This is a genomic window from Protofrankia sp. CiP1_Cm_nod3, assembly GCF_982290655.1.
This window is the reverse complement of the sequence record NZ_CEVIVD010000048.1, coordinates 1-8,072: the sequence shown is the minus strand read 5'-3', so window position 1 is coordinate 8,072 and position 8,072 is coordinate 1. Positions and strand designations below refer to the sequence as shown.

The window sequence follows — 8,072 nt, the reverse complement described above, 5'->3', positions numbered from 1 at the left end:
AAGCATGATCCGCACGACTTTGTCGTCGCGTACGCTTTCCGGCCCGGTGAGCGTACCCAGCGACAAACTCGCGCCGGTCTTCCTCAGGCCGACCGCGACGCAGGCGCCGATCACGTCTTCCGGCCGCTCGTGGCGGCCGGCTCACCAAGGGCCGGCCGGTCGCCGCACATCGACCTGGGCTTCGGGAGGCTGACCGAGCTGCTCAAGTAGGAGATCGAGTTTCCGGCCGGTGTCGAGAGTGCGGGGGTGGGTAGGGCCGAGGACACGCCGGCGGCGTTGCCAGACCTCTCGGTACAGATCCCGCGCCTTCTCCTCTTCCCCGACGACGCGCAGGACGCCGGCGAGACTGCGCGCCGAGGCCAGAGTGTCGGGGTGGTCGTCACCGAGGATCCGCCGCCGGCGGGCGAGCGTGTCCTCGCACAGGGCACGGGCAGCCGGATAATCCCCCAACCCGGACAGGGCGTCGGCGAGACTGTGCGCCGAGGCCAGGGTGTGGTCAAGGACGAGCCCGCGGGTATCCGCGTCCGGACTGTCCACGGGGTCGGCGGCGAGCAGGTGGGGCAGGAGGCGCTGCCAGGCCGGCCACCGGATCGGCTCGCCCGGATCCCCGGGGTGGGCGGCGGTGAGCAGGGCGTGCGCCCGGGCCTGCCAGCCGGCTTCCTGTTGTGGGCCCATTCGTTCTCGTAGCACGGCGCGGACGAGGCGGTGCATGACCAGCAGGTCGTGGTCGATCTGTGCCAGTGAGGAGCGGTTGATCTCCCCCGCCTCTGCCAGCCGTTGGGGATCTCCCAGGGCCGTTGTCAGCGGGTCCTCGAAGACCTCCGGGTGGGCGGTCAGCAGGTCCAGCGGGACGCCGGTGGGCGCGAGGAACGTACACACCTCGAGCAGGGCGGCGGCCGCGGGTGACCGGCCGGTGAGCGCGTCGGCGGACAGCCCGATCGCGGCGGCGGTGCTGTGCGGGGGTAGTCCACCGGATGGCCGAGGGCGGCTATCCGGGCCTGCTCGGCCCGGAACAGGCCCAGGTAGGCGGCCGGGTCCATCGGGGTGGTGTCGAGGTAGGCGGCGATCTGTGCCGCCGCCAGCGGGAGGTCACCGATCTCGGTGGCGAGCAGGTCCGCCAGTGCCGGATCCAGGCCGTCGATCCGGCGGGTCAGCAGCTCCACGGTCTCGGCCCGGGCCAGCGGCTCGACCGGGGTGGGCGTGCCGACCTGCCGGAACGCCCGGCTCCGGGAGGTGATCAGAATGTGGCCGCCGTGCGGGAGCAGGTCGGCGACGTCCTGCACGTCCTCGACGTTGTCGTAGATCAGCAGCCAGGGGCGGCCGGTGGCCGCCATCCGTGACAGCGCCCTGACCACCGCCTGCGCGGTGCCGGCCGGGCCGGCCGGCACGGGCTCCCCGAGCGCGTCGTTGACCGCGGCGACCCCGGCCTGCGCGGTGAGTCCGCCTGCCGCGTCGATCCACCAGACAAGCTGGTAGTCGGCGGCGAACCGCCAGGCGAACTCCCGGGCCAGCTGGGTCTTCCCGATCCCCGCCATCCCGTGGAGCGCGACCGTGGCCGGGCGCAGCGCCGCCAGCTGGTCGCGCAGCTCCAGCAGCGTCCGGTCCCGGCCGACGAAGAAGTCGTTGCGCGGCGGCACCTCCCGCATGGCCGGCAGCCGGGGGAAGGAGCGCTTGCGCCCAGCCCACGGTCGCCGCCCGCCCGGACCGCACCGGGCCGTCCGCCCCGGCTCCCGGCGCCGGCGGCGATGATCCCCGCCGGCGCCGGGAGCCGGGGCACTGTGGCCGGCGCGCCGGCTTGTGCCGTCCCGGCGTCAGCTCGGCGACCAGCTTGGCCCGGGCCTGGCCGGAGCGCAGCCCGACGAGGTCGATGTACGCCCGGGGCCGCAGCAGCGGCGGCACGTCGCAGTCCTCGACCCGGACGGGGATCAGCCTGTCCCGGCCCCGCCCGTCGTCCAGCAACGCCGCGGTCCACTCGTCCGTGCAGTACTTCGATCGGAAGTACGCCGCCGAGTACACCGCCAGCACGATCTCCGCCTGGGTCAGTGCGTCGTTCATCCGCCCGACGAAGTTCTCCCCGGCGACGAAGTCCCACGCCTGCAGCACGGTCGGCCAGCCCGCCGCCTCCAGCTCCCAGGCGATCCACTCCGCTCAGGCCCGGTCCGCGCCCGTGTACGAGACGAAGAAGCGCACCCGGCCCGCCGCGGCCTCCGGCGCGTCCAGCTCCCCCATCCGCCCAGCGTGCCAGAACCGCCACACTCACCGCACCCGCCACGTAGGCCGCACAGCAGCCCAGGAGGGCGAAAACCCGGCTGTTCCGGTCGCGAGCCGCCTGCCAGGAAGAGCCGTTCCGGGAACGGTGCAGCGGACAGCGATGTCCGTGCGCCTCCGCGGCCCGCGGCCCCACCCCGAAGATCACATATAGGGATCACCGGACGCTTCCGCCCCAGGCGACACGACGCGTAGGTGATTTCCGCCACCATGGCAGCGGTTTTCACCTACAGCGGCGGAAGCCGTAGGTAGTTGCCGTCGTCCCAGTAACGGTTTTCACCTACGGCTGGGCGGTCCACGGACTGGGCTCCCCGGCTCCCCTGCTCCCCTGCTCCCCGGATCGGTGGGAGGCTGACGATTCCTGCGGCGGGCGGGGGCATCCGTCTCGCTGTACCGAGCCTGTCGCGGCCGCTCTGGGGTGGTATGGCCGCCCCTGGCGGGTCGGACGGGCGCGGCACCGGTCCGGTATGCGGTACGGCGGACCGCGACGTTCAGGCATCTCCGCGGCTCATCGCATCCATCGCGCGTGCCGTGCGCCGTCTTCCCGGTCTCGGTCACCTGCCGGAAAGCGCGGTTTCCTCGCTGGCCGGCCCGGTAGCTGGCTGGGTGGGGGCTGTTGCCGTGGGGGCCGTGGCGGTGGCAGGTGGGCCGGCGTCCCGGCGTGGGAGGAGTGTGCTCGCGGTCAGGATGACGGCGACGGCGGCGAGGGTGAACCAGTAAGCGTGCCCCGCCCGTGCTGCTGCTGGTAGTAGAGCGGCAGCACGAAGAGGTTCACGAACATCGTCAGACCGACCAGCGTCATGATGGCGACGCTCGCGGCGAACCCGGGGTGGGCGAACAGCCGCAGGTCGATCAGCGGCGGTGTGCGATGTGGCGCGCGACGCGGGGACGGCGCCCGCAGCGCGTGCAGGCCGTACCCGGCGAGCAGCGCCACGGCCGCGGTCGGCACCTTCCTGCACGCCTTCGGCACTCCGGCTGCGGACACCGCCTGAAGGATCCCTCCACCCGCACGCCCAGGAGATCGTGCGTCCGGCGCGGTGTGGAGCGCAACGGTCAGCCGTATGCCATGGGACATCAACCGTCGATCGTGCCCCGCCGGCGCGTCGGACGACTGACCGAGCGCCGGCGGGCCACGATCGGGAAGAGCGCGATCTGAAAGATCACATTCCAGCGGGAAACGGCCTAACCATGGCGGAGGTCGCGTAGGACGGTTGCGGTCTCCAGGGCGGCGAAGGTGGCCTCGCGGCCCTTGTCCTCCGCCGAGGAGGGCAGGCCCGCGCGGTCGAGCGCCTGCTCGGCCGTGTCGCAGGTCAGCACGCCGAAGCCCACCGGGACGCCGGTGTCCAGGGCGACCCGGGTCAGCCCCTGCGTCACCGACTGGCAGACGTAGTCGAAGTGCGGGGTACCACCGCGGATCACCACGCCCAGCGCCACCACCGCGTCGTGGCCGGCCGCCAGCGCCGCCGTCACGACCGGCAGCTCGACCGCGCCGGGCACCCGGACCAGCAGCGGGGAGGCGGCCCCGGCGTCCTTGGCCGCCCGCAGCGCGCCGTCGACGAGGGCGTCGGTGATCTCGGCGTGCCAGCGGGTCGCCACGACGGCCAGCCGCAGGCCGGTGCCGTCCGGGATCACCGGTGCCGGCGCGCCCTGGCCGCTCATGCCGTCTCGCCCTGGCAGATGTCCGCCATCAGCAGGTCCTCGCCGGTCACCACCGGCTCCGCCTCCGCGGCCGCGCGAGCCGCGTGCGCGCCCGCGTTCCCGACGCTCGTGCCCCCGACGCAGTGCAGCGGGACGTCGGCGCGGGCCCCCGCGGCCTTCGGCAGGCCCGGCAGGGCGGTCGGCAGGCTCGGCAGGGCGGTCGGCAGGCTCGGCAGGGCGGTCGGCAGGCCCGGCAGGTCGTGCCCCATCCGGTCCCGCTTGGTGGTCAGATAGCGCAGGTTCTCCGGAGTGAAGTTCACCGGCAGCCCGACCCGTTCGACGACCTCCAGGCCGTAGCCCTCCAGCCCGGCCCGCTTGGTCGGGTTGTTCGTCAGCAGCCGCATCGTCCGGATGCCGAGATCGACCAGGATCTGGGCGCCGGTGCCGTAGTCACGCGCGTCCGCGGGCAGGCCGAGGGCGAGGTTGGCGTCCACGGTGTCGTGCCCGGCGTCCTGCATCTGGTAGGCCCGCAGCTTGTGGATGAGGCCGACGCCGCGGCCCTCGTGCCCCCGCATGTAGAGGACGACGCCCCGGCCCTCCTGGGCGATCATGCGCAGGGCGGCGTCGAGCTGCGTCCCGCAGTCGCAGCGGCGGGAGCCGAAGACGTCGCCGGTGAGGCATTCGCTGTGCACCCGCACCAGGACGTCACGGCCGTCCCCGATGTCCCCCTTGACCAGCGCGACGTGCTCCACGTCATCGATGACGCCGCGGTAGCCGAAGGCACGGAACTCGCCGTAGCCGGTGGGGATCCTGGTGTCGGCGACCCGCTCGACATGGTGCTCGCTGCGCCGCCGGTACGCCACCAGGTCGGCGATGGAGATCAGCAGCAGCCCGTGCTCCTCGGCGAACCGCGTCAGCTCCGGCAGCCGGGCCATGCTGCCGTCGTCGTTGACGATCTCGCAGATGGCGCCGGCGGGGCGCAGCCCGGCGAGCCTGGCCAGGTCCACCGCGGCCTCGGTGTGGCCGGGACGCCGTAACACCCCACCGACCTTCGCGCGCAGCGGGAAGATGTGGCCGGGCTTGGTGATGTCCGCGACGGTGGTCGCCGGGTCGGCGAGCAGCCGGATGGTCAGCGCCCGGTCGGCCGCGGAGATGCCGGTCGTCACCCCGGCCCGGGCGTCGACGGAGACGGTGAACGCGGTCCCCATCCGCTCGGTGTTGTGCGGGACCATCTGGTCGAGCTCGAGCCGGTCGAGGTCGGCGCCGTCCATCGGGACGCAGACCACCCCGGACGTGTAGCGGATCATGAAGGCCAGCAGCTCCGGCGTGGCCTTCTCCGCCGCGAAGATCAGGTCGCCCTCGTTCTCGCGGTCGGCGTCGTCGACGACGACGACCGGCCGGCCGGCGGCGATCTGCGCGACCGCCTCGTCGATCGAGGCGAAACGCGTATCATCGACTGGCAAATTTTTGATCATGACAGTTGCCCGCTCCCGCTGTGGATGACGGGGGTGCCCGACGAGCCGGCACCGGCCGCCTCCCCCGCGACGACAAGCTTCTCGACGTATTTCGCCAGCACGTCGACTTCGAGGTTGACCCGCTCCCCCACCCCTCGCCGGCCGAGGGTCGTCGCCTGCAGTGTCGTCGGGATCAGGCTCACCGTGAACGCGGCGGGCGTGGCCTCGCCCGCCGGGATGATCTCGACGACCGTCAGGCTGACCCCGTCGACGGTGATGGATCCCTTCTCGACGAGATAGCGCTCCAGGCCCGGCGGCAGGCTGATGCGCACGATCTCCCACTGGGTCTCCGGGCCGAAGGTGACGCGATCGTCTTCTGTCGCGTCACCGGAGGCCCCCCCGGAGGCACTGCCGAAGGTGACGCGATCGTCTTCTGTCGCGTCACCGGAGGCCCCCCCGGAGGCACTGCCGAAGGTGACGCGATCGTCTTCTGTCGCGTCACCTGTTGCCGCCGCGTCGCCGGAGGCCTCCACATGCACAACAGAGGTGCTGGAGCGGCGTTCGAGGACCACGCCGACGCCGTCCACGTGCCCCTGCACGAGATGCCCGCCGAGGCGGTCGGCCAGGCGCACGGGGCGCTCCAGGTTGACCCGGTCGCCGGCGCGCAGCCCACCCAGGGACGAGCGGTCGAGCGTCTCCTGCATGACGTCGGCCGCGAACGCCTGCCCCTCGCCGTGGGGGAACCAGCTGGTGACGGTCAGACAGACCCCGTTGACCGCGATGGACGCGCCCTCGCTGACGTCCTCAAGTACCTTCGTGGCGTCAATGACCAGCCGAGCGGCGGCCGGCCGTGGTTCGACGGCCGCGACCACGCCGAGTTCCTCGACGATGCCGGTGAACATTCCTGTGTGCCCTCTCGTCCCGGCACCACGTCCGAGACGGAGGCGATCACGCGGGACACGTCCGGCGCATGGGCGCTGGACGGGCCGTCGGCAGGCCTGTGGGCCGCCGGACAGCACACGCCCGCGCGCGTCCTCCCATCCGGACTTTCACCGTCGGCCCCGGAATTCCACCGGGTCAGCCGTCCGCTGGCTGCGGACGGGTCGCGGACTGTCACCGCCGGTTCGGATTTTCACCGACCCCGGAGCGCGCGTGCTGCTAACTACCTGACCAAGTCTGGCACACGCGGACGGCACAGGTGCAAGAAAGCTCACGCGATACCGGACGGCAGTACACCGCTCACTCTTCGTCCATCTTCACGTGTTCGACCGCGCATGGTCGGCCTTGTATATCCGCTTTTGCGGGTATTTGCTACCGGGGCCGCTACACTCAAGAGGTTTATATAAGTGTTCCATATGAGCGACGTCACATGCGCGGCATCATGTGAGAAACGTCATGCAAAAACGCCATGCGCGTAACGGTCACGCGAGCAGGTGGGCGTTGACCGCCCGGACCGCGGCGGCCAGCGCCGGCACCTCGACGACGTCGAGGCCGGCCCGCCGCATGATCTCCACGCCTTCGCAGTCGACGAACAGCACGGGTTCACGCCAGGCGAAGACCACCCGGCGGATCCCGCCCTCGATGATCAGCTCCGTGCAGGTCCGGGGCCGGGAGGCCCGGGCGCTGCACGGCTCCAGCGAGCTGTAGAGCGTCAGCGGGCCGACCGGGACCGGCAAGCCGTCCCGGCCGCGTCGCGCGAGCCTGCGCAGCGCGACCTCCTCGGCGTGGTCATGCGGGTCCAGCTCGCGCGAGTAACCGGTCGCCAGCACCCGCACGGGCGCGTCCGCCGCCGGGCCTGCGCAGTGGTCGACGATGACCGCGCCCACCGAGAACGCACCCGGTGACGGCGGGCACCGCCGGGAGATCTCGACCGCCATCCGCAGCCACCGCTCGTCCGCGCCGGCCGTCACCGCGGCGCCGGCCGTTCCCGCGGCGCCGGCCGTTCCCGCGCCTGGTGCCCTGGCGCCCGGCGTCCCGGCATCGCCCGGTCAGCCCTTCCCGGGGACCGGTGCCACCAGCCGGGGGGCGGCGGCCAGCGCCTGCGCGCGCAGCGCCTCCAGCGCCGCGGCCGGGTCGGCGGCGCCGTAGACGGCGGTGCCGGCGACGAAGACGTCCACCCCGGCCCGCGCGGCCCGTTCGATGGTCTCGGCGTTGACCCCGCCGTCGATCTGCAGCCACAGGTCGAGCCCCCGGTCGTCCAGCAGCCGCCGAGCCGCCTCGATCTTCGGCAGGACCTCGTCCATGAACTTCTGGCCGCCGAACCCGGGCTCGATGGTCATCAGCAGCAGCAGGTCGAAACGGTGCAGGTCGTCGACATAACGCTCGACCGGGGTGGCCGGTTTGACGGCGAGCCCGGTGCGCGCGCCGGCGGCCCGGATGGCGTCGGTCGTGCGGGGCAGGTCATGGACGGCCTCGGCGTGGATGGTCACGTTCGCCGCGCCCCGCTCGGCGTAGCCGGCGGCCCAGCGGTCCGGGTCGCCGATCATCAGATGGCAGTCGAGCGGGGTGGTGGTGACCGTGCGCAGGGCGGTCACCGTGTCCGGCGCGAACGCCAGGTTGGGGACGAAGTGGTAGTCCATGACGTCGACGTGCAGCCAGTCGGCGTGGCCCTCGACCGCGCGCGCGGCGTCGGCGACCCGCCCGAAATCGGCCGCCAGCAGGCTCGGATAGATCTGCGCGGTTGCCACACCCACGAGCGTATCGGCCCATCCC

Annotated in this window: 8 protein-coding genes, 1 pseudogene and 1 riboswitch; all 9 genes and pseudogenes read right to left on the bottom strand. The window is 72.5% G+C overall.

The genetic code is table 11. The features are described from left to right. Positions 1 to 141 precede the first annotated feature (141 nt). Positions 142 to 879 (bottom strand): tetratricopeptide repeat protein, encoded by a 738-nt coding sequence (locus AC5LUJ_RS11600; RefSeq protein WP_493464926.1) that lies wholly within the window; start codon positions 877 to 879, stop codon positions 142 to 144. After that, positions 834 to 1,646, bottom strand: coding sequence for an AAA family ATPase (locus AC5LUJ_RS11595; protein ID WP_250287413.1), 813 nt, complete (start codon positions 1,644 to 1,646; stop codon positions 834 to 836). Before AC5LUJ_RS11595 ends, AC5LUJ_RS11600 begins: the two co-directional genes overlap by 46 nt. Positions 1,647 to 1,884: 238 nt before the next feature. Then, positions 1,885 to 2,103: pseudogene (locus AC5LUJ_RS11590) on the bottom strand (toll/interleukin-1 receptor domain-containing protein); the annotation flags it as partial. 847 nt (positions 2,104 to 2,950) lie between these two features. Beyond that, complete coding sequence (locus AC5LUJ_RS11585; protein ID WP_493464925.1) at positions 2,951 to 3,253, bottom strand: hypothetical protein; 303 nt, start codon at positions 3,251 to 3,253, stop codon at positions 2,951 to 2,953. Positions 3,254 to 3,450: 197 nt separating this feature from the next. Continuing rightward, positions 3,451 to 3,927 (bottom strand): 6,7-dimethyl-8-ribityllumazine synthase, encoded by a 477-nt coding sequence (ribH, locus tag AC5LUJ_RS11580; RefSeq protein WP_250287365.1) that lies wholly within the window; start codon positions 3,925 to 3,927, stop codon positions 3,451 to 3,453. Further along, positions 3,924 to 5,381 (bottom strand): bifunctional 3,4-dihydroxy-2-butanone-4-phosphate synthase/GTP cyclohydrolase II, encoded by a 1,458-nt coding sequence (locus AC5LUJ_RS11575; RefSeq protein ID WP_250292085.1) that lies wholly within the window; start codon positions 5,379 to 5,381, stop codon positions 3,924 to 3,926. Before AC5LUJ_RS11575 ends, ribH begins: the two co-directional genes overlap by 4 nt. Continuing rightward, positions 5,378 to 6,262 (bottom strand): riboflavin synthase, encoded by an 885-nt coding sequence (locus AC5LUJ_RS11570; RefSeq protein ID WP_493464924.1) that lies wholly within the window; start codon positions 6,260 to 6,262, stop codon positions 5,378 to 5,380. The genes AC5LUJ_RS11575 and AC5LUJ_RS11570 overlap by 4 nt, the downstream gene beginning before the upstream one ends. Before the next feature lie 123 nt (positions 6,263 to 6,385). After that, positions 6,386 to 6,514: riboswitch (FMN riboswitch) on the bottom strand. A 267-nt stretch (positions 6,515 to 6,781) separates the two neighbouring features. Next, positions 6,782 to 7,270 (bottom strand): cytidine/deoxycytidylate deaminase family protein, encoded by a 489-nt coding sequence (locus AC5LUJ_RS11565; RefSeq protein ID WP_445548482.1) that lies wholly within the window; start codon positions 7,268 to 7,270, stop codon positions 6,782 to 6,784. A 78-nt stretch (positions 7,271 to 7,348) separates the two neighbouring features. Beyond that, positions 7,349 to 8,047, bottom strand: coding sequence for a ribulose-phosphate 3-epimerase (rpe, locus tag AC5LUJ_RS11560; protein WP_250287518.1), 699 nt, complete (start codon positions 8,045 to 8,047; stop codon positions 7,349 to 7,351). Positions 8,048 to 8,072 lie beyond the last annotated feature (25 nt).

Bases quoted from the DNA above. Each gene is read 5' to 3' on its own strand.
- AC5LUJ_RS11595 (WP_250287413.1), bottom strand. From the start codon at position 1,646: ATGCGGGAGGTGCCGCCGCGCAACGACTTCTTCGTCGGCCGGGACCGG.
- ribH (WP_250287365.1), bottom strand. From the start codon at position 3,927: ATGAGCGGCCAGGGCGCGCCGGCACCGGTGATCCCGGACGGCACCGGC.
- AC5LUJ_RS11575 (WP_250292085.1), bottom strand. From the start codon at position 5,381: ATGATCAAAAATTTGCCAGTCGATGATACGCGTTTCGCCTCGATCGAC.
- AC5LUJ_RS11570 (WP_493464924.1), bottom strand. From the start codon at position 6,262: ATGTTCACCGGCATCGTCGAGGAACTCGGCGTGGTCGCGGCCGTCGAA.